The sequence below is a fragment of the Mycolicibacterium helvum genome (assembly GCF_010731895.1).
In the GTDB taxonomy this organism is placed as follows: domain Bacteria; phylum Actinomycetota; class Actinomycetes; order Mycobacteriales; family Mycobacteriaceae; genus Mycobacterium; species Mycobacterium helvum.
The window spans coordinates 2,590,354-2,609,856 of the sequence record NZ_AP022596.1 but is presented as its reverse complement, the minus strand read 5'-3'; the positions used below and the strand labels follow the sequence as shown (position 1 = coordinate 2,609,856).

Below are 19,503 nucleotides of genomic sequence, written 5' to 3'. Positions count from 1 at the left end.
AGCGACGATGTTTCGTGATGCGGGGCTTCGGCGGTTGACGGTTAAGCTCGTGGCGGGTGCAACGACCACGGGAAAGGGGATTTGTGCAGGTCACCAGCATCGGCCACGCCGGTTTTCGGATCGACACCCAGGCGGGAAGCATCCTGTGTGACCCGTGGCTGAACCCCGCTTATTTCGCTTCGTGGTTCGTCTTCCCCGACAACAGCGACCTGGATTGGGCTGCTCTCGGCGACTGCGACTACCTCTACGTCTCACACCTGCACAAGGATCACTTCGACCCGAAGCTACTCACCGAGTACGTCAACAAGGACGCTGTCGTCCTGCTGCCGGATTTTCCGGTACCCGACCTGAGGCGCGAACTGGAGAAGGTGGGCTTCCACCGCTTCTACGAGACCGCCGACTCCGTCAAGCATCGAATCAGCGGACCCAAGGGCGAGCTGGACGTGATGATCGTCGCGCTGCGGGCGCCGGCCGACGGGCCCATCGGCGACTCCGGACTGATCGTCTCCGACGGCACCACCACGGTGTTCAACATGAACGACTCGCGGCCGCTGGCGCTAGACGTCCTGGACGCGTTCGGCCACATCGACGTGCACATGCTGCAGTACTCCGGCGCGATCTGGTATCCGATGGTCTACGACATGCCCGCGCGGGCCAAAGAGTCCTTCGGCACCCAGAAGCGCCAACGTGGCATGGACCGGTGCCGGCAGTTCATTTCGGATGTCGGTGCGACGTGGGTGATTCCGTCGGCCGGCCCGCCGTGTTTCCTGGATCCTGCGTTACGTGACCTCAACGACGACCACGGCGACCCTGCCAACATCTTCCCCGACCAAATGGTCTTCCTCGATCAGATGCGACGCAACGGCAACGACGGCGGCCTGCTGATGATCCCCGGGTCGGTGGCTGAATTTACTGGTACACAACTTGATTCGCTGACTCATCCGGTGCCGACCGCCGACGTTGAGGCGATCTTCACCACCGGTAAAGCCGACTACATCGCCGATTACGCCGAGCGGATGGCGCCGGTGCTGGCCGCCGAGAAGGCCCGGTGGGCACCAGCAACCGGGGAGTCGCTGCTGGAGCCGTTGCGGGCGAAGTTCGAGCCGATCATGCTGCAGAGCGATCAGATCTGTGATGGCATCGGCTATGCGGTGGAGTTGCGGCTCGGCTCGGAGACCATCGTGGTGGACTTCCCGAAACGCGCCGTGCGCGAACCGATTGCGGACGAGAAGTTCCGCTACGGGTTCGAGATCGCGCCGGAGTTGGTGCGCACGGTGCTGCGTGACGACGAGCCGGACTGGGTCAATACCATTTTCCTGTCCACCCGGTTCCGGGCGTGGCGCGTCGGCGGGTACAACGAGTACCTGTACACCTTCTTCAAGTGCCTGACCGACGAGCGGATCGCCTATGCCGACGGCTGGTTCGCCGAGGCACACGACGACACCAGCGATGTGACGCTGGACGGCTGGACGATCCAGCGCCGCTGCCCGCATCTGAAGGCGGACCTGTCGAAATTCGGCGTCGTGGCAGGTTCGACGCTGACGTGCAACCTGCACGGCTGGCAGTGGAACCTGGAGAACGGCCGTTGCCTGACGACCAAGGGCCACGCATTGCGGTGTTCCCGGCAATGAGCGCCCCGCCGCAGCAGTACTACGACGACGGACTGGTTCAACTGGATCGCTTCGCATTGACGTTGCGGCGCTACCACTTTCCGTCGGGCACGGCAAAAGTGATCCCGCTGCAGGCGATCAAGGGCTATAAAGCCGAGCCGCTGGGATTGTGGATGCAGCGCTTCCGGCTGTGGGGCAGTTCGGATCTGCGGCGCTGGCTGCCACTGGACATCTACCGGCCGATCAAGTCGACGCTGGTCACGCTCGACGTGCCGGGCACCCATCCGAGCCCGGCGTTCACACCGGTCAGACCGCGAGAGTTCCTGACGGTGCTGGACGCGCTGCTGCACGACTGAGACCGCCGTTCTGGGTTGCCAGATCAGCAGTCCCGCACCTAGTAGCCCCTCCACGACGGGACGAACTACTAGGTGCGGACGCTGGAGTTACTACTAGGCGCCGCTGTGCGCGCCGGCCTTCGCAGAGCTACCCGTGCTCCGGCCGCTGCCACCTACGCCCTTCTTGGTCCCCTCGCCGTGTTGGCTACCTGCCGTGCTGCCGGACCCGGATCCGGTCTCCGAACCTGTACCGGTAGCTGCCGCCGGGCTGGTGGTCGCTCCGGGAACCGCCTTGTTGCCATCGGTGACCTTCTTGAGCGAGCTACCCGCGCTGGGAGCAGAGTCGGCTACCCCCGAGCTGTCGGCGGTGCCTGCCCCTGCCGAGTCCTCGGTCGAGGTCTGCTTCGACGGGGTCGAAACCTCGGCGGGTGCGGCCGCCGAGCGCGCGGCCACTGCCGCCGCCGACGGCGGTACCGGCGCACCCAGTGCCTGGGCAATGGTGTCGCGCGCGGCCAACAGACTGGCGATCAAGCCCGACCCGAAGACATTACCCGCGTACGGGGAGAGAATGCCGGTAGCGCCCTGGGACGGATATCCATTGAGGAACGCATCAGTTATTGCCGCAGGCATCTTGAGGAGCGTGCTGATGGCCCCCACAGCATCCCCAGCCCCCAGCGCGTCGACGACGAGTTGCCCGGTGTCACCAAAAGCATAAACCGCGCCCGCTATCGGCGATAGCGCCGCAAGGCCCACGGGGAGAAGGATATTCGGCACCGCATTGATCACGTTGGTGATGTTCTGCGCAATCTCTCCGGGGATGTTGAAGATCGGCAGCAAGCCGATTGCCGGAGCCAGCACCAGCCCGAGCGCGCCCTGGAACACCGTCGACACCGCAGCACTGAACTGACCGGCCGCCAGCTGTTGGGTGGCGGTGAGGAGCGCCTGAGGCAGCGCCGTCACACCGGCTGTGAGCCCACCGAAGGCATTTCCCAACGACGTGGAGATGGTGGTGATGTAGGCGAGCTGGTTGGTGATGAGCTGCTGGATGATCGGATCTGGACTGTTCTGCACCTGCGTTCCGATTGCCGCAATATTGGCGAACGAGGTCTCGAGGACTTGCGCCCAAGTGGGCAGGCTCTGCGACGTCGATGCGAGGGCAGTCGCAAGAGTCGACATGTGGATAGCCGGCACCTGCAAGTCGGGTACCGTCACCGAAATCGGCGAAATGACGATGGCGCTCGCACCGACCAGTGCGACACCCGCGGAAACCTTCGAACGCAGCAACGCCTGCATTGCTTCTCCCTTACGATGTTGTAAACCTTACAAATAAGGCAACTTACTGGACAGTAAGTTTTTACGTCACCGTTTTCGACAAACTCCCAGCAACCAAATCCCAACGCCCTGCCGAGATCGACGTGCTGACGGGTTTTACTCGCACGTTCTCGGCCAAACGTTGGTGTGGGCGTAGGTCAAGCTAGGGCTGCCAGACCAGCTGACGCAGTTCGGATGCCGCGTCGCTGGCGGTGTCGTAGACCCGCACGATCGCTTCGTCACCCGGCTGCAGATACGTCGACTCCCCCAGCTTGGTGTAGCGCGTCGCACCGATACCGATCAGGACCTTCCGCGGCCGACCGGATGCCACCATCAGCGCGCCGACATCTTCCAAGGGTGTATCAGGAGAACCCTTTTGGTTGGCCAGCCGCTCGACGATCCAGTCCAGCAGCACCTCGCCGTAATACGAGTAGCCCAGCAGCGGGCTGTCCACCCCGTACTCATGGTGCACTCCGTCGGCGGTCCGCAGATGGCACAGCAGCCGCAGCGTCGCCGTCGGCCCGTCCGGGGTCAGGTCACTGATATCGAAGAACTGGTGCGCGACGCCCTTGGATGACGGGCCCCAGTTCTTCTTGTGGCTGATCTTGAGCGCGTTGGGGCGGCGGATCGAACAGTCGTTGAACGCGCCGAGCGCGAACGGCCGCAGCGTGACGACCGTGTCGCCCTCCCACACCACGTCGCAGGCCAACCCGACCTCAGGCTCGATCTGCAGATTGAGCGGGCCGTCAGCCTCAGTGGCCGCAGGCATCATCAGTGCGTCGTGCGAGAGCGGGAACTCCCCCAGGAAGCTGTCGTGGCCGGGCGCATACCACGGGAAGATCCCCTTAGGAGCGACGCCCTCGCTGGCGACGTTGACGAAATCGACTGCCTCACCGGCTTGTTCGAGGTGGCCGGCGAAGTTGCCGGCGACACCGAAGCCGAACCAGCTGCGGACCTCGTCGAGGTCAAGTTGGATCACGGTTGTAGGACCTCCGTCCCAACGTAAGGCACCAGGGCGGCGGGAACACGCACGCTGCCGTCTGGCTGTTGATGATTTTCCAGGATCGCCACCAGCCACCGGGTGGTGGCCAACGTGCCGTTGAGGGTCGCCGCGATCTGCGGCTTGCCGTTCTCGTCGCGGTAGCGGGTGGCCAGCCGGCGGGCCTGGAACGTCGTGCAGTTCGACGTCGAGGTCAGCTCGCGATAGGCCTGCTGAGTGGGAACCCAAGCCTCACAGTCGAATTTTCGGGCCGCCGACGACCCGAGATCCCCGGCCGCCACATCGATCACGCGGTAGGGCACGTCGATGAGTTCCAGCATCTGGCGCTGCCAGCCCAGCAGCCGCTGGTGTTCAGCTTCGGCATCCTCGGGGCGGCAGTAGACGAAGCCCTCCACCTTGTCGAACTGGTGCACCCGAATAATGCCGCGGGTGTCCTTGCCGTAACTGCCTGCCTCGCGCCGGAAGCAGGACGACCACCCGGCGTAACGCAGCGGGCCGCCCGACAGGTCGAGGATCTCGTCGGAGTGATAGCCGGCCAGCGGTACCTCGGAGGTGCCGACCAGGTACAGATCGTCGTCCTCAAGGTGATAGATCTCGTCGGCGTGGGCGCCGAGGAAGCCCGTTCCCGCCATCACCTCGGGACGCACCAGCACCGGGGGGATCATCAGGGTGAAGCCGTTGTCGGTCGCCACCCGCACCGCCAGCTGCAGCAGGCCGAGTTGCAGCAGCGCGCCGCGCCCGGTCAGGAAGTAGAACCGGGAACCGGACACCTTCGCGCCGCGCTCCATATCGATGAGCCCGAGCGTCTCACCGAGGTCCAGGTGATCCTTCGGGTTCTCGATCTCCCGCGGCTGCCCCACCACGTCGAGCACGACGAAATCGTCCTCGCCGCCAGCCGGAACGCCGGGGATGATGACATTCTGAATGCCCATGTGCGCGCTCGCGAACGCCGCTTCGGCCTGGCTTTGCTCGGCTTCGGCTGACTTGACCTGGGCAGCAAGCTCTTTAGCTGCTTCAAGCAACGCGGGTCGCTCGTCCGGGGACGCCGAACCGACCTTCTTACTGGCGGCCTTCTGCTCGGCCCGCAGGGAGTCGGCGGTCGATATCGCCGCCCGGCGCGCGGTGTCGGCGGCCAGGAGGGCGTCGACGAGGCCCGGGTCCTCACCACGGCTGAGCTGGGACCGCCGTACCGCATCGGGATCGTCGCGCAGCAGTTTCAGGTCGATCACGCCCGCAACCCTAGCTATTGCGATCGGCCGCCGCGTCGGCCCCTCCGGGGAGAACGCACAGCACAACCCCATAACAGTACAACTGCATCACTTGTCACACGGCTGTGCGCGGCTGCCACAATGGAGGCGATGTTGCAGTTATCCGAGCGCGAGGACGTGACGCCCGAGCTGCCCGAACCGGGCGCGCCGCGGCGCACTTTTCTGGGCACCTTCCAGGCCACCTCGACCCGCCGGGCACTACTGCTGACCGCACTCGGCGCCCTGCTGATCGCCGGTGTCGCGACCGCCCTGCCGATCGGGCTCAACAACCGCCTGCCCGGGTATGCCGGCTCCGACCCGCTGTCAGGTGCCAAGGGCACCGCGGCATTCGCCAACGCCAAGGCCGGCAGCTGCCTGAACTGGCCGGGCAAGGATCCCGACTCGGCCACCATCGTCGATTGCACGAACGACCACCGATTCGAGGTCGCCGAGTCGGTCGACATGCGGACCTACCCGGGAACCGAATACGGCCCCGACGCCCCGCCGCCATCGGCGGCCCGCATCCAGCAGATCAGCCTCGAGCAGTGCCAGCCCGCTGTTGAGCGCTACCTCGGCGACAAGTTCGATCCCAACAGCAAGTTCACGATCAGCATGCTGTGGTCCGGCGACAAGGCCTGGAAGCAGGCCGGCGAGCGGCGCATGCTGTGCGGCCTGCAGCTGCCCGGAGCCGACGGCCAGCAGACCGCAATCAAGGGCAAGGTGGCCGAGGTCGACCAGTCCAAGGTCTGGCCGACCGGCACCTGCCTGGGCATTGACCCATCCACCAGCCAGCCGACCGATATTCCCGTCGACTGCGGTGCGCCCCACGCCATGGAGGTCACCGGCGCGGTGAACCTGGCCGAGAAGTTCTCCGGCGCCCTGCCGTCCGATGCCGATCAAGACGCGTTCATCAAGGACGCCTGCACCCGGATGACCGATGCCTATCTGGCGCCGCTGCAGCTGCGCTCCACCACGCTGACGCTGATCTACAGCACGATCTCGCTGCCGAGCTGGACCGCGGGCAGCCACCAGGTGGCGTGCAGCATCGGCGCCACCCTGGGGAACGGCGGCTGGGCGACGCTGATCAACCCCGCCAAGGGCGCGCTGCTGATCAACGGGATGCCGCCGATCCCGCCGCCGGACATTCCGCAGGAACGGCTGAGCCTTCCCTCGATCCCGCTACTGCCGGCTGTCCCGACAACGCAGTACTCGCCGTCGACCAGTGACAGCAGTCAATCCAGTCAGTCCACGCAGTCGACCCAGACCCAGCACCTGCCGCAGCAATCGACGCCGCAATCGCAGGCGCCGACCTCGACGGCGGCACCCAGCACAACGTCCGGCGCCCCGCCGCAGGACGGCAACATCCTCAACGGACAGTTCGTGCCCGCGCAACCGGCGGGGCCGCCGCTGGACGCACCCCCGATGGACGGCCCGCCGCCGCCCGCGGGCCCGCCGCCCGGACCAGCTGACGTCGTCCCTCCTCCGGCTTAGTGCCTGTACATATGGACCCGCACCGATTCGAGGAATTGGTCGGCGACGCACTAGATCTGATTCCACCCGGACTCGCCAAGGCGATCGACAACGTCGTGATACTGGTCGAGGATCGCCACCCCGAGGACCTGGGTCTACTGGGCCTCTATGAGGGTGTCGCGCTCACCGAGCGGGACTCCAGTTACGCCGGATCGCTCCCCGATACCGTCACGATCTATCGCGAACCACTGCTGGACATGTGTGACACCGAGGCCGAAGTGGTCGAGGAAGTCGCGATCACGGTAATCCACGAGATTGCACACCATTTCGGCATCAACGACGATCGACTGCACGAATTAGGTTGGGGTTGATCCAGTTTCAGCGAGCTGGATCGCCCTGCCAGCTGAAGCTGTTGACGTACTTGCCCATATCCTGAGCGATCTGCACGTTGGCGGCCGACGGTAGGCCGGGGCCGAAATCCGGTCCGAAGGCGTGATAGGGGCCAACCGCGCCGGCCACCAGCGCCAGGTCGTTCTTCACCGAAACCAGCAGCACCGTGCGAATACGGATATAGCTGTTGCTGGTGCCTTGTGGCCACGAGTCGGCCACCTCGCCGTAGCCGGGCTGGTAGCCGACCATCGCGTTGGGGATCTCGTAGGCGATCTTGGCGTCGGGGAACTTCTGCTTCAACAGGTCCCTGGCGATGGTCTGCGCGCTGCGGCCGTTCGCGGGCTCCGAGAACAATTGCAGGACACCGGTGTCCCCGCCGGTGAACTTCGCGGTGACCCCGTTGCCCTTGGTCTCGACCTCATAGGCCGAGCCCGGCGCCGGATAGGACACCGAGAAAGACCCGTCGGGGGCGGTGAACCGGGGCAGCCCGGTCACCGGTGTGCCCATCGGCGGGGCACCGCATTCCGGCGGGCACATGTAGCGCGGCGCCTTCTTGGTCACCATCAGTGACACCCCGACCAGTGTCAGGGCGACGACGACGATTCCCGCCGCCCACGCCCCGACGGTGCGACTGAGCCGGACGCGACGAATTTCCGGGGCGATATAGGTACCCGGAGGCAGGGCGTAACCCGGGAACTGCTCCTCTCCGGGAGCAGTCGAGGGTTCGGTCACGACCCCTCCGCGGCGACCCGCACCGGTCGTGCTTCACGCCGCGCGTTGCGTGACGCGCGGGACGACGCCCGTGTGGCCACGCCGCAGGCCGGGCAGAACGCCATATCCGGCACGACATGGTGACAATGGATGCACAACAGCGGCTCGTCGCGCTCGATCGGGTCGGGCGCCTCGTGCATCAGCGCGAGTTGCACGGCGATGCGCAGCAACACCAGCACGACCATCGTCATGACGATGTGAACCGTGAGCATTCGCAGTTGCGCCATCCCCATGATGTCGGTGACGGCGACACCGGTGTGGATCAGCACGACCACGATCGCCAAGAGATACAGCGCGGCGCGAATCCGGCCGGGATGCTCATGCGGGTTGGACGGCTGACCTTTGAACCACAGGGCGATACCAATCATGCCGCCCGCCACCGCGGCGGTCAGTGGGATCGTCACGCCGCAGAGGATGGCCTCGACGAACAGGCTCAGGAACGGGCGGCTGTGAGCCAGCAGGCCGGTGGCAAATTGCGGCGCCAGCCGGGTGAGCGTCGCGGCCGCGGCGAACATCAGTGCCGCCAACGCACCGATCACGAAGCCGTCCAACGACTCTCGAGACTTGGGTCGCAGCAGGCGCACCAGGACCGTGGGCACCAACATCAGAATCATCCCACCGGCAGGGATCATGATCCCCTCACGCATGAGGTGATGGATGGCCAGGCCGGCAGCCATCGGGACGCCGTAGGCGCGGGCGACCATCTCGCCGGTCAGCAGCACCCAGCCGACGCCGAGGGCCGCACCCAGCGCACCCGCCAGCACGACCGACCAGACCGACAGGTCACGGTAGACGGCCGATTCGCTGAGGTAGAGCACGAACAGCAGCGGTAGCCCCAGGGCGGCGACGGTGATCAGCGCGGCCGGCATCTTGATGACGGAGAACAGCACCAGGCCGACGAGCACCAACACGAGCCCCACCCGAAACGGGAGGCGTGACCCCGGCGGCAGATGGGGAAACAGCGAGCTGGCGATCGCGGGCCGCAGCACGCTCTCCCCCGGTGACGCGCCGAAGGTGTCCCCGCGCAACGTACGCAGCCAACGCGGTCCCCGCGAGGGCTCCGATGCCAGATGCCCGCCGCAGTAACCGCAGAAGGCTCCGGCCGGCACGTCGATCTGGCAGACCGAACACTCCATCGTCGGCACTTCGTCGTCGTCAGCAGGCGTGCTCATCGGTCGACCACTTTCTGGGTCACAAGAATATTCTGCGCCAAGTTTTCGACGTTGGGCGTGCCAAGGCCGGTGACCAGGTCGTAGCCCGGACCGGCATTGGCCACGGCGTTACCGCCGAGGACAACGTCACGAAACGCGGGCAGCGGAGTGCCTTCGGCGATGTTGTACAAGATCGGGTTGATATGGCCGATCAGTGAGCCACCCTTATCGACCACATACTGATTCATCAGCGCGGTCAGGCCGGCCCAGACGGGCGCCGCCAGCGACGTGCCGCCGCCGATGATCACCTGTTGGTTGAATACGATTTGCACACCGGTGAACGGGTCGGCGACAGCCGAGATATCTGGGGTGAGCCGCTTGCCGGCACCGCCCTGAACGTTGAGATCCCGCTGCCAATCCGGCCGCTCGAAGAGCGCCGACACACCACCGCCGGTGCCCTGGGACAGCGGCGGGTCGAACCACGATTGCTCGGCCAGCCAAACGCCGTTGGCGTCAGTCGACACCGTCGTGCCGCCCACGTCCGTCATTTCCGGCATCGAGGCCACCGCGTCCAGCCCGACGTCGTTTTCGCTCGGCGGCGAGGACCACTCGTCGCCGCCCTTGCAGTCGAGGCCGGCCAAGTCACCGCTGGCGTCGAACGCCGTCGTCCCCGAGCGGTGCGCGGCCGACAGTGCCGCGCGCACCGGGGCAAGGTCGGCGGCGGTGATGAGCTTGTCGCAACCCCAGCCGATGGAGAAGCTCCACACCGCGCCCGGATAACTCCGTTCGGTGTCCTCCATCAGTTTCGCGATCTTCTCGTAGGACCCGTCACCCTCCACTGTGGAGCGCGCGTTCACCAGCACCTTCTTGGCGTCGGGGGCGATCGCATGGATCGCCTCGAGGTCCATGGTCGCCTCGCCGCGGCGGACCGGCGGCATACCGCCGACGACGTCCGGGGTGAATTTCGGCAGGTTGAAACTGGTTGCGAAGGTATCGAGGTCGGCTTGGTCGAAACCGTCGAACGCGAACACGACGACTGTTGTGCCCTTGCCGGTGTAGCCCTTCTCATGCAACGGCATTGCGTTGTACGTGCGCAGCAGGGCGCTGGGGTTCAGACCTTGGTCAGGGACCTCGAGCGGAAGCATCCAGACCTTCGACTCGCGGTGCGGCGTGTAGCCGAGGATGCGGCCGAGACCGGCCACCTCCACGCTGAGTGATTGTGGAACCGACGGCTGTTGGGGCGAGGCGTAGAACACCTGACCGCGCTTGCCGCGGTAGTCGTGGACGTCCACATCGAAAGCGCCGGATATCGCGCCGGGCGCGCCTTCCAGGATCGCCCAGCTGTCTCCAGGACGCCAGCGTACCGAAAGGTCTTGTTGGACAGCCCATCCCATCAGAAGGTCCGGGCGAGAATCGTCGCGCAGCGCGGCGGTCAGTTGAACGTGGTCGGTGCGTGCCGGACCGAGATCGACCGAGCTGGCGAGTAAAGACGCGTACGGGCCGCTGATCACCCCGGCTTCGACGGGTGCCGAAGACCGGTGGAGATCAGCAACCAGTACTGCGGCTGCGGTAAGCACCCCCAACAGCCCCACCACAGACAGCGCGCGAAGGCGATGTGCCCCGATCACTGTCGGCGGAGGGTCGCTGTTGACGAGTGCAGACCGAGCGGCTTAGTTGCCGCCGGTGATGACGTTGCCGGGCAGCGCGGTCGGCGCCGGCGGAGCCTTGACGGTGGGCGTGAAGGAGTTCGCGCCACCAGGCGACACCGCCTTCTCCGTGGGCGACGGGGCGGGAGCGCTCGTCGTCGTGGTGGGCGTGGTGCTCTCCGGCGCCTTGTCCTTGTCCTTGCCGCAGGCGGTCAGCGTGCCCATACCGACAATCGCGAGCCCGCCGGCAAAAAGCGCAATCTGTCGAGTCAAACGACCTGACATCATGATGAATCCTTACTTTTCATGCCGGGATTACTAAATACGTCGCTGGCTGGCCCGGCAGTTAACCAGCCCACCCCCGAAGGGCCGAGGACACTCAAGATATCTCACCTCACCAGCAATTGCATAGCAACTTTTGCTACGGGCGAAAATAGCTTGCTCTGGCCCAGCGTGGCAACGCCGCTTCGGCGGGCCTCGGTGTTAAGAACGAAGCATGGTACGAAGCTGCCGAGAATGCGCCGCTGGCCTGGGACATTGCCACGGTACGCTCATCCGTCACGCGCTGCATCGCGCGGAGTGCACCGAGGACGGCTGCGATAGTCCCGGAGTGGTATTTCACACTTTGGTCATAGATTGCGACACGGTCGGATGCGCGTGCGCTCAGCAAACAACAAACCGATTGGCCGGGTAATTCCTGTCAGCCCATGGGGTCGACAGATTCCAGCGCGTCCTCGACTGGATGCACGTCGGGCTCGGGGTAAAACGGCGGGCTGAGCGCCCCCCACTGCACGCAGCTCCAGCGGCCGTCGGTGATCGGCGACAAAACCACCGACTCGGTGTTGGCCAGGTGATGGTCCAGCACGAAACTGCTCTCCACACCGGCCAGCGTGGCCGCGACCAACCGGATCGCCGCGCCGTGGCTGACCACGACGATGTCCTCGGTCCAGGCGTGGTCGTCCAGAAAGCGCAGCCGTAGGTCGGTGATCACCGGAACGTAGCGATCCAGGACGTCGCTGGCGCTTTCGCCGCCGGGCATCGGGACCGCAAGCTCACCCTGGTGCCACCGCTGATAGATCGCGTTGAACTCCTCGATCGCGTCCTCGTCGTTGCGGTTCTCCAGTTCGCCGGCCTGCACCTCGTGGATGCCGCCGAACTCCTCGGCGGACAGCCGCAATTGGCTGCCGATCTCGGCCGCGGTCTGAGCGGCCCGACGGGCGATCGAATGCACCAGCAGCCCCGGCGGACGCGCGCGGGCCAGGGCGAAATCGCGCGCCTGTTCACGGCCGAGGTCGGTGAGGTCGGCCCCGGGCGGACGGGTGTCGAGGCGACGCTCGACATTGCCGTGCGATTGCCCGTGACGCAGCAGGATCAGCCGTCCACTCATGTCGGATTGCCCTCACGAAGTCGGGCCAGCCACCGGTCGGCCTCGTCGAGTTGCGGCGGTGTCGCACCGGCCGCCGATTCCGTCGGCCACGAGCCGAGATAGCGAACGTCGGCGCAACGCCGATGCAAGGCCTTGAGCGCCTCGGCGACCGCGCTGTCGTCGATGTGGCCGACGCAGTCCAGGAAGAAGACGTAGGTGCCGAGTTCGGTTCGGGTAGGCCTGGACTCGATGCGGGTCAGGTCGATGTCGCGGATGCCGAATTCGGTCATCGCCGACACGAGCGCGCCGGGCGTATTCGCGATACGCAGCACCACCGAGGTGCGGTCGGCACCTGTACGCGCAGGCGGTGCGCCCGGGCGACCGGCGAGGACGAACCGTGTCCTTGCATTGGGTTCGTCGACAACGCCGTCGGCCAGGCTGGACAGGCCGTAGCGTTGCGCGGCCAGCGCCGTGCTGACACCGGCGTCGGCGCGTCCGGCTGCCACCTCTTGGGCGGCGGCGGCATTCGAATTGGCCGGGACCAGAACGGCTTCCGGCAGATGTGCGGCCAGCCAGCGGCGGACCTGCGCGGCAGCGATCGGAAACGCCGCGACGGTGCGCACCGAGTCCTTCACGCTGCCGTCGCGCACCACGATGCTGAACGCGACATCCAACGTCAGCTCGGCGTAGACCTGCAGCGGCGACCCGGTGGCCAGGCTGTCCAGGGTGGGCAGGACGCTGCCCTCGATGGAGTTCTCGATCGGTACGCACGCGAAATCTGCCGCGCCGTCCCGGACGGCGGAAAGGGCCGCCGGGGTGCTGTCCACCGGCTTCGGTTGGGCCTCACCGCCACCTGGAACCACACCGGCAGCGCACATCTTGAGAAGTGCCGCTTCGGTGAACGTGCCCTCGGGACCGAGGTAGGCGATGCGGGCCACGGGTCCAACCCTATCGGGTCGGCTGTCGAGAAAAGCCTTGCGCGACCACGCGGCGATAGTTAACTTAGGCTTACCTCACTAACTGGAAGGTGCGCGATGACTTCAGCGACCCTCACTACGCCGTCCACCGCCGAACGCGTCCGCAGCGCCTGCGCGCGCGCTGCCGGAGCGATGCTGGTCGCCGACGATGTCGCTCCGGCCACCACCCCTATTCACCACCTGCTGCCAGGCGGCTCCTTCGCGGTGAGCCTGCCGATCCAGTCCGCGCTGGCCGTGCGCGCCCACGCGGCCGGTACCGATGGCGTCGCCGCCGTCTTGGAGCTCACCGACTTTGCCCCGCTGCCGTTGCGGGAACCCGTGCGATCCCTGGTGTGGATCCGAGGCCGGGTACAACACGTACCCGAGCACGCGGTTCGCACCATGGTCGACATGATCGCCACCGACCACCCCAACCCGGCGCTGCTGGACATCGGGTCAGGGCAGGCCCTGCTCCTGCTCGAGGTGGAGTCCGTGGTTGTCGCCGACGCTGCTGGCGCCGAGACCGTCGGGCTCAACGATCTGATGGCCGCCCAACCGGACCCGTTCTGCGAGTTCGAGTCGGCCTGGCTGTGCCATCTGGACAGCGATCATCCCGAAGTGCTCGCGCGGCTGGCCGGCAAGTTGCCCGCCCCGCTGCGGCGTGGCCGGGTCCGCCCGCTGGGCCTGGACCGCTACGGCGTCCGACTGCGCGTCGAAGGCGCCGACGGTGACCACGACGTACGCCTCCCGTTCGGCGAGCCGGTGCAGGACGTGCCCGGCTTGGGCCGGGCCATCCGGCTGCTGATGGGTTGCCCGTTCGTCAACGGGCTGCGCGCACGCCGGATGTAGGGCCATTACCGTGGCGGGGTGAGCACCAGCCGCGACGAGTTCCTCGCCACCGACCGGCGTGGCCTTCGCATCGAAGTCGGCGTGATGCTCGCCGTCACCTTCGGCGTCAGCGCCGTCATAGCGACGCTGCAATTGGTCGACGCGGTGCTGTCCGGACTCGCGGGACACCGAGTTCGGTTGAACCCCAATCTGTCCCGCTACGACCTGATCAACCTCGGCCTGAACCTCGCGTCGGTCGCCCAGCTGGTGGCCTGGGGGACCCTCGCCCTCTATCTGTTGTGGCGCAGCGGCATCACGCCCGCCCGGCTCGGGTTGGGACGGGTGCGCTGGCGTGTCGACGTCCTCGGTGGTCTTGGTTTAGCCGCGCTCATCGGCATCCCCGGCCTGCTGCTGTATCTGGCGGGCCGTTGGCTCGGAATGAACGCCGAGGTGGAGCCTGCGGCGTTGCACGACACCTGGTGGCGCATCCCCGTGCTGATCCTGTCGGCATTCGCCAACGGCTTCGCGGAGGAGGTCGTCGTGGTCGGCTACCTCATCACCCGGCTCAAACAGCTCGGCCTGAGCCAGAACCGGGCGATCCTGGCCTCCAGCGTGCTGCGCGGGACGTACCACCTCTATCAAGGCTTCGGGGCGGGGCTTGGCAATCTCGTGATGGGCTTGGTCTTCGGGTACGCCTGGTGCCGCACCGGCCGGTTGTGGCCCCTGGTGATCGCGCACGGCGTCATCGACACCGTCGCGTTCGTCGGCTACGTCGCACTCGCCGGTCATCTTGGCTGGCTCACGTGAGCCAGGCACGTAAATTGACCTGGTGAGCGAGGACTGGCCGCGGCGCCCCCCGCCGGATCCGCCGACCGAGCGGATACCGCGTCAAGCGCCGCCGCCGGCTCACCCGCCCCTACGCGAACCTTCCCAGGTGATCCGGCGCGACCCGGGTCGCCGGCCCCCGCCGCCGCCTCCCCCGCCACCGCCGCGGGCCCCGGTGCCGACACCACCACCGCGCCCACCGCGGCAGACACCACCGCCGCCACCGCGGCGACCTCCGCCGCCACCGTCCGCGCGGCCACCCGCTCCCCCGCCCACCGCGCCTCCGCAGCAGAAGCGCAAAAAGCGTTGGGGGCGAAGGATTTTCGTCACGCTGATCGTTGTGGTCCTACTGGCGGCGGGGGGCCTCATCGGCGGCGCCGTCTGGATCGACTCCAGCCTGCGCCGGGTCGCGGTGTTCGACTATGCCGACCGGCCCGCCGCGGGCGCGGGTACCACGTGGCTACTCGTCGGCTCCGACAGCAGAGCCGGCCTGACCCCGGAACAGCAGGCTGAACTGACCACGGGCGGCGATGTCGGCAACGGCCGCACCGACACCATCCTGGTGGTGCACATCCCGGCTCTCGGCTCCAACGCCCCCACGACGATGGTCTCGATCCCCCGCGACTCCTACGTGAACATCCCCGGCCACGGCAAGGACAAGATCAATGCCGCATTCGCCGAGGGCGGTGCGCCACTGCTGGCCCAGACCGTCGAGCAGGCGACGGGCCTGCATCTCGACCACTACGCCGAAGTCGGTTTCGACGGCTTCGCCGTGGTGGTCGACGGGCTCGGCGGTGTCCAGGTGTGTCCGGCCGATCCGATCGATGACCCACTGGCCGGGGTCAACCTGCCTGCGGGCTGCCAGATCCTCGATGGCCGCAACGCCCTGGGTTACGTGCGATCGCGGGCAACCCCGCGCGCCGATCTGGACCGAATGGTCCACCAGCGCGAGTTCATGGCCGCGGTGATGCACAAGGCCAGCAGCCCCGCGGTGTGGCTCAATCCGTGGCGCTGGTACTCGGTGCCACACGCCGCGGTCGAGTCATTGACCGTCGGCAACGACGACCACGTCTGGGATCTAGCCGTATTGGGCTGGGCGCTTCATGGCTCGACCACCGCGATCACGGTGCCGATCGGCGAGTTCACCGAAAGCGACTCCGGTTCGGTGGTGCTGTGGGACCCCGATGCGGCCGATCAGTTGTTCGGGGCGCTGCGCACCGATTCACCGATCCCGCAGCAGGTGCTCGACGGGCAGCCCTAGTCGCCGGGGACGGCCAACGGGTTCTGCAGCCAGGCTTTGGTCCGTCCGGGGTGGTTCGTGGCGATCCAGCCGACCCCGAGATCGCGGCAGTAGCCGATGTCCTCGTAGTGGTCGACGGTCCAGCAGTACATAGCGCGGCCCTGCGCAGCAGCCCGGTCGACGAGCTCGGGATGCTCCCGCAACGTCGCGATCGACGGTCCGACGGCCGTCGCCCCGACGGTCGTGGCGGCGCTGCCGCCCAGATATCGCGATGTCTCGCCCAGCAGCACGGTCGGCAGCAGGGGCGCCGCGCGGCGGATCCGCCACACCGCCGCGGCCGAGAACGACATCACCACCGCACGGGACAGATCCGCCGAGGCCGGTGCGGCGATGCCATAGCGATGCAGCAGTGCCAGCACCTTGCTCTCCACCAGTCCGCCGTAGCGCACCGGGTGCTTGGTCTCGATGAACATCTTCACCGGCCGGTTCCAGTCCAGAACCAGCCGAACCAGATCGTCGAGGGTGAGCAGGCCGGTGCCGGTCGGCGGATCGTCGGAATGTGCACTGCCGTGCCACGCCCCCCAATCGAGCCGTTTGAGTTCGGCCAGCGTCATCTCGCTGACCAGGCCGGTGCCTGTCGACGTGCGGTCCACCCGCCGGTCGTGCACACAGACCAGATGGCCGTCGCGGGTCAGCCGGACATCGCACTCGACGCCGTCGGCACCTTCGGCCAGTGCGAGCTCGTAGGCGGCCAGCGTGTGCTCGGGACGCTCGGCCGAAGCCCCGCGGTGGGCAACCACGAAGGGGTGCCCGCCGTGCGGTTCGCCGGCCGAGTGCATAGGCCTATGCTGCCGGTTCCTGTTGGTCCGGCTCAACCGATGGCGGCGATTCGGGCTCGGCCGGCGCGCGCTGCTCGGCTCCCACCACCACCCACCGGTGCAGCGGCCGTTCGACGGGCTTGCGCACGAAAGCGTCGAACACCTGCCACAGCAGCACCAGCACTCCCGCGCCCAGCAGGTAGGCGACGATCATCGTCACGGTGTTGTCAGCGATCCCCTGGGGTTTGTTGGTGAAACTCGTGGCGATCCCGAAGATCGACACGGCCGTCGACAGGATCCAGGCGATCCACCACGCCGCGATCGGCCCGCGCAGCCGCGCCTGTGTCTGCTCAGCGTGGGCGAGCTCGATGACGTACACCGGCGCCCACGCCAGGTTGATGACCGGCACCAGACATCCGGCCCACAGCGCCCACGCCGGCCGCGGGTCGTCCCGCCCAAGGTGTGCGTAGACCGCAGCGCGGCGCGCGATCAACCACGACGTCGTCACAACGGCGGTCAGGATCACCGCCACGATCGCGGCCAGGCTGAACAACACGCCGAGCCAGAGCGCCGCGCCAGCGACCAGAGGGGGCAGCAGCGACGTGCGGTTGATCAACAGCAACACATAGCGAACGATGTGGATCGCCGCGGCCAGGCCGAAGACGGTAATCGCCGAGAGCAGCGCAGCGCGGACGGTGACCGGCGCCGGTCCCTTCTTGACGGCATCCTCACCGCCCGGTGCGGCCGGCACGACGTGGTCGGCGAGACCCCACCGCGGGATGTAGGCGTAGCGCGGCGTCGGCCCGAGTGGACGACGACGTCGACGAGGCGGAGGCGGCGGCCCCGGCCGGACCGCGATCCAGCGGAATCCCGGTGGCAGGCGCGGTCCACTCCGCTGCGGTCCGGGTGGCCCGGTCGGTGGTGGGCTCGTCGCGCCGGAGTTCCAGCGCGGATCCGGCGGATTGACCGGTGCCATCAGTGCGCCGTTGCAGCGTGGGCACCAGCCGCGCTGGCGGTCGCGCACGTTCCACCGTGTCCCGCACTGGGAGCACACCTGAATCACGCGGACCAGCCTAGCGAGCGCAACCACAGTCCGGAGTGCTGCGGCCGGGCTGAGATGTGTGGCGCGCGGTCAGGGTTGTGGCACGCGGTGCATCTTCGATAATCGGGAACGTGCAGCAATGACTGGACTATCCACAGTTTCCACAGGTTTATCCACAGGCGTCCGCGCGGGTGAATGGGCATTGAGCGCACCATCTCGCCACAGAGACAGGCAGTATCTGTGGATAACCCGACGGCCCTAGACCGCGCTGATCAACAAGTTGGCGACGGATGAGCGAAATCGGTTGCCTCGCTAACCGTCTGACTATGTGTCGCGACGCGCCGCGCGACACGCCGAAACCCCGCTGGCCAACGGTGATTTTGGATTGTGATTTTGGATACCCCCGACCGCAATCACCAAACCAAGAGCGTCCGATCACGCTCAGATGCGGTGGTTGAGCCGATTTTCCTCGGGGTACATGAGGGGTTATGATCGCGCTCACAGAAGAGCTGTGACTAACTTCACTGGGGCGGTTGTTGAACATGCAGGTCAGGACGGTGTGATGGCATCCCAGTCAGTCCGGGCGCAGTCGGCGTCCCAGCCGTCGCATTGGTATGTCTCGTCGGCGACATGTAATCGCTCGTACATGCTGGCAGCCCTTCGCGCAGGCGTCATCGCCCTGGTCCTGCTGGGCATCCTCGCTGTCATCGTCTTGTTCTGACCTCTCCCGGACTTCACCGGCCGCGCCGAAACCGAGACCCGGTTAGCACTCGTGTCGTCTTGCGTGCCATGCGCTACGTGCCGCATCCTGAATCGAACCGACCCGCTGTCGTGTCGCACTGACATACCGAGTGTCGCGGAGGCGAGATGGAAAATGGTTCCGGGCGTGCGGTTGAAGTCGCCCCCTTTCACTCTCGTGGCGCCCTGAAGGGCTTCGTCGTATCCGGCCGCTGGCCGAACTCGACGAAGGAGTGGGCACAACTTCTGATGGTCGCGGTACGTGTGGCCTCACTACCCGGGCTGCTTTCCACCACAACCATTTTCGGCGTTCGGGAGGAACTACCCGATAAGCCCCACCCGGGTACCGTTGGCCTAGTCCTGGCCGAAGGCACCGTAGTGGGCGAATCCGCCGTTCCGCCAGGTCATTTCGCCGACCGGCAGCCACCGGCACTGCTGATGCTGCACCCGCCGTCGGAGACCATGCCGTCCCTCCCCGAATGCTCTGGTGCCGCATCGGGTTGCGTTCTGCTGCCGGGCATTCCGCACTTGGGCTTGGAGCACCGCGCTGCGTGGGTCGAGGCCGAATCTGACGGCACCATCACCGGCATGGTGAGCCGGGTCGGCGTCGACCCGATCAGCCACCCCGATACCGCGATCCTGGCGATGCTGCTCGCCGCGTAGCCCGCTTTGAGGGCGCCCAAACTTTCTCGCGCGGTTCACCAAATTTATTGCCGCTGTTGGGTTTTCGACTGACAAGAGTTGCACGCACCGCAGCGA

Annotated in this window: 20 protein-coding genes; 9 read left to right on the top strand and 11 right to left on the bottom strand. The window is 66.6% G+C overall.

Annotated elements, in window-relative coordinates; all coding sequences use genetic code 11:
- The first annotated feature begins 83 nt into the window (after positions 1-83).
- Positions 84-1,631 (top strand): MBL fold metallo-hydrolase, encoded by a 1,548-nt coding sequence (locus tag G6N38_RS12100; protein ID WP_163751960.1) that lies wholly within the window; start codon positions 84-86, stop codon positions 1,629-1,631.
- Positions 1,628-1,966, top strand: a complete 339-nt coding sequence (locus G6N38_RS12095) for a hypothetical protein (protein WP_163747742.1) — start codon at positions 1,628-1,630, stop codon at positions 1,964-1,966. The genes G6N38_RS12100 and G6N38_RS12095 overlap by 4 nt, the downstream gene beginning before the upstream one ends.
- Positions 1,967-2,059: 93 nt before the next feature.
- Here G6N38_RS12095 and G6N38_RS12090 read toward each other — a convergent pair whose 3' ends face one another.
- From G6N38_RS12090 to serS, 3 genes are all read right to left on the bottom strand, one after another.
- A complete protein-coding gene (locus G6N38_RS12090; protein WP_163747741.1) occupies positions 2,060-3,238 on the bottom strand; it encodes a hypothetical protein in 1,179 nt (392 codons plus the stop codon).
- 181 nt (positions 3,239-3,419) lie between these two features.
- Complete coding sequence (locus G6N38_RS12085) at positions 3,420-4,235, bottom strand: DUF5718 family protein (RefSeq protein WP_163747740.1); 816 nt, start codon at positions 4,233-4,235, stop codon at positions 3,420-3,422.
- Positions 4,232-5,485 carry a serine--tRNA ligase gene (gene serS, locus G6N38_RS12080; protein ID WP_163747739.1) on the bottom strand — a complete coding sequence of 418 codons (1,254 nt, stop codon included), beginning with the start codon at positions 5,483-5,485 and terminating at the stop codon, positions 4,232-4,234. Before serS ends, G6N38_RS12085 begins: the two co-directional genes overlap by 4 nt.
- A gap of 120 nt (positions 5,486-5,605) precedes the next feature.
- Here serS and G6N38_RS12075 point away from each other — a divergent pair, with 120 nt between their 5' ends.
- Both G6N38_RS12075 and G6N38_RS12070 read left to right on the top strand, forming a co-directional pair.
- Positions 5,606-6,994, top strand: coding sequence for a septum formation family protein (locus G6N38_RS12075; protein ID WP_163747738.1), 1,389 nt, complete (start codon positions 5,606-5,608; stop codon positions 6,992-6,994).
- On the top strand, positions 6,994-7,344 hold the full coding sequence (locus tag G6N38_RS12070) for a metallopeptidase family protein (RefSeq protein WP_163747737.1): 351 nt from the start codon (positions 6,994-6,996) through the stop codon (positions 7,342-7,344). The genes G6N38_RS12075 and G6N38_RS12070 overlap by 1 nt, the downstream gene beginning before the upstream one ends.
- A gap of 7 nt (positions 7,345-7,351) precedes the next feature.
- On the opposite strand, the gene G6N38_RS12065 is transcribed toward G6N38_RS12070, so the two are convergent.
- The 6 genes from G6N38_RS12065 to pheA form a co-directional block, all read right to left on the bottom strand.
- On the bottom strand, positions 7,352-8,095 hold the full coding sequence (locus G6N38_RS12065; protein WP_163747736.1) for a hypothetical protein: 744 nt from the start codon (positions 8,093-8,095) through the stop codon (positions 7,352-7,354).
- Positions 8,092-9,306: a zinc ribbon domain-containing protein gene (locus G6N38_RS12060; protein ID WP_163747735.1), complete on the bottom strand. Its 1,215-nt coding sequence runs from the start codon at positions 9,304-9,306 to the stop codon at positions 8,092-8,094. The genes G6N38_RS12065 and G6N38_RS12060 overlap by 4 nt, the downstream gene beginning before the upstream one ends.
- Positions 9,303-10,913, bottom strand: a complete 1,611-nt coding sequence (locus tag G6N38_RS12055) for a S53 family peptidase (RefSeq protein ID WP_163747734.1) — start codon at positions 10,911-10,913, stop codon at positions 9,303-9,305. Before G6N38_RS12055 ends, G6N38_RS12060 begins: the two co-directional genes overlap by 4 nt.
- 42 nt (positions 10,914-10,955) lie before the next feature.
- Positions 10,956-11,219, bottom strand: coding sequence for a hypothetical protein (locus G6N38_RS12050; protein WP_163747733.1), 264 nt, complete (start codon positions 11,217-11,219; stop codon positions 10,956-10,958).
- Between the two features lie 412 nt (positions 11,220-11,631).
- Positions 11,632-12,318, bottom strand: coding sequence for a histidine phosphatase family protein (locus tag G6N38_RS12040; protein ID WP_163747731.1), 687 nt, complete (start codon positions 12,316-12,318; stop codon positions 11,632-11,634).
- Positions 12,315-13,235, bottom strand: coding sequence for a prephenate dehydratase (gene pheA / locus G6N38_RS12035; RefSeq protein WP_163747730.1), 921 nt, complete (start codon positions 13,233-13,235; stop codon positions 12,315-12,317). The genes G6N38_RS12040 and pheA overlap by 4 nt, the downstream gene beginning before the upstream one ends.
- A 96-nt stretch (positions 13,236-13,331) precedes the next feature.
- Here pheA and G6N38_RS12030 point away from each other — a divergent pair, with 96 nt between their 5' ends.
- The 3 genes from G6N38_RS12030 (at position 13,332) to G6N38_RS12020 (ending at position 16,167) form a co-directional block, all read left to right on the top strand.
- A complete protein-coding gene (locus G6N38_RS12030) occupies positions 13,332-14,102 on the top strand; it encodes a DUF2470 domain-containing protein (RefSeq protein WP_163747729.1) in 771 nt (256 codons plus the stop codon).
- Between the two features lie 18 nt (positions 14,103-14,120).
- Positions 14,121-14,888 (top strand): CPBP family intramembrane glutamic endopeptidase, encoded by a 768-nt coding sequence (locus tag G6N38_RS12025; protein ID WP_163747728.1) that lies wholly within the window; start codon positions 14,121-14,123, stop codon positions 14,886-14,888.
- Between the two features lie 127 nt (positions 14,889-15,015).
- Complete coding sequence (locus G6N38_RS12020) at positions 15,016-16,167, top strand: LCP family protein (protein WP_197748139.1); 1,152 nt, start codon at positions 15,016-15,018, stop codon at positions 16,165-16,167.
- On the opposite strand, the gene G6N38_RS12015 is transcribed toward G6N38_RS12020, so the two are convergent.
- Positions 16,164-16,985, bottom strand: a complete 822-nt coding sequence (locus G6N38_RS12015) for a glycerophosphodiester phosphodiesterase (RefSeq protein ID WP_163747727.1) — start codon at positions 16,983-16,985, stop codon at positions 16,164-16,166. The genes G6N38_RS12020 and G6N38_RS12015 overlap by 4 nt on opposite strands.
- A gap of 4 nt (positions 16,986-16,989) precedes the next feature.
- On the bottom strand, positions 16,990-18,027 hold the full coding sequence (locus G6N38_RS12010) for a DUF4328 domain-containing protein (protein WP_170314163.1): 1,038 nt from the start codon (positions 18,025-18,027) through the stop codon (positions 16,990-16,992).
- A 541-nt stretch (positions 18,028-18,568) separates the two neighbouring features.
- On the opposite strand from G6N38_RS12010, the gene G6N38_RS30235 reads away from it, so the two are divergent.
- Positions 18,569-18,727: a hypothetical protein gene (locus G6N38_RS30235; RefSeq protein WP_170314162.1), complete on the top strand. Its 159-nt coding sequence runs from the start codon at positions 18,569-18,571 to the stop codon at positions 18,725-18,727.
- A gap of 146 nt (positions 18,728-18,873) precedes the next feature.
- Entirely contained in the window at positions 18,874-19,407 is a 534-nt protein-coding gene (locus tag G6N38_RS12005; RefSeq protein WP_163747726.1) for a peptidase, read from the top strand.
- Positions 19,408-19,503: the final 96 nt, after the last annotated feature.